2 protein-coding genes are annotated in these 1,397 nt (G+C 41.7%); both read left to right on the forward strand.

The genetic code is table 11. From position 1 onward, the window contains the following. Positions 1-1,111, forward strand: a 1,111-nt coding sequence (locus ACOCD2_RS19955; protein ID WP_293680088.1) for an AAA family ATPase, incomplete at its 5' end; no start/stop codon positions are given. Between the two features lie 27 nt (positions 1,112-1,138). Further along, positions 1,139-1,397: metallophosphoesterase family protein (locus ACOCD2_RS19960; RefSeq protein WP_419590360.1), on the forward strand; the 259-nt coding region annotated here is incomplete at its 3' end.

Genomic DNA, 1,397 nt, shown 5'->3' on the forward strand with positions numbered 1-1,397 from the left:
TAGTTCTCTAATAGAAGCAGCCAATAAATTGATTAATGAACACAACCAGATGGTTGCAAACATAACAACAGAACGATCTAAGTTAACCGCGCAAGTATGGAAGTTTGTTCTGGGAGAGCTCAAATCAGATCTCAGTTCTTATCAAGCGGAGCGTAATAGTCTGGACAAAGCGATAAAGTCCCTGACAGAACAAATCTCAACAGCTACAGAAGATAGTCGAAAGAAAGAACTTGAGATTCGCGAGCTGGAAAAACAGATGACAAGCGTTCAGCCAACCATTGATGGTATTAATGCGATTCTAACGTGTTTTGGATTTCAGGGCTTCTCTGTTGCGAAAACAGCCAATGGCTCAAATTATAAGCTGATCCGAGCAGATGGTTCAGAAGCGCATCAAACGCTCAGTGAAGGAGAAAGAACTTTTGTTACTTTCTTATACTTTTACCACCTTCTAAAAGGCAGTGATTCAGAAAGCGGTGTTACTAATGATCGTATCATTGTTTTTGATGACCCAGTATCAAGCCTGGATAGTGACATACTATTTATTGTTAGCAGTCTCATAAAAGAATTATTCGATGAAGTAAGGGCGGGAACCGGACACATCAAACAAGTATTTGTCCTTACGCACAATGTCTACTTTCACAAGGAGGTAACATTTAATCCGAATCGTCGCGGAGAGGCGATGAAAGAAGAGACCTTCTGGATAATCCGCAAACCATCTCTGGTAACCAAAGTTGAAAAACATCTATCAAATCCAATCAATACATCATATGAGCTATTATGGTCTGAAGTACGGAATCCTGATCGGTCCAATTTGACAATTCAGAATACATTACGTCGCATCCTTGAGAATTATTTCAAAATATTAGGTGGCGTCGATCCAGATGAAATTACCGGCAAGTTTGAAGGTAAAGAAAAGATGATATGCAAATCACTATTTTCATGGGTAAACGACGGTTCGCATTATGTACAGGATGATCTCTACGTAACAATAAATAGTTCAACTGTGGAAAGTTACCTGAAAGTGTTTCGCGCAATATTTGATAAACAAGGACACTTTGCACATTATGAGATGATGATGGGCGATGCACTTGTGGAGTCAGTACATGATTGAAGATGTGATAACGAGGATGAGGAGTCAATGAAATTCATACATGCAGCAGACATCCACCTCGATAGCGCTCTACATGGTCTAGAACGCTATGAAGGCGCTCCTGTTGACGAAATCCGCAGTGCCACCCGCCGCGCCTTCGATAATCTTATCGAATTAGCTATTGAGGAAGAGGTCGCTTTTATCTTGCTGGCGGGCGATCTGTATGACGGTGACTGGAAGGATTACAACACGGGGCTCTATTTCATGCAGCACATGGCAAGGCTATGTGATGCCGGTATCCGCGTGT

This window comes from Thiolapillus sp. (genome assembly GCF_048562965.1).
GTDB lineage: Bacteria > Pseudomonadota > Gammaproteobacteria > Chromatiales > Chromatiaceae > Thiolapillus > Thiolapillus brandeum_A.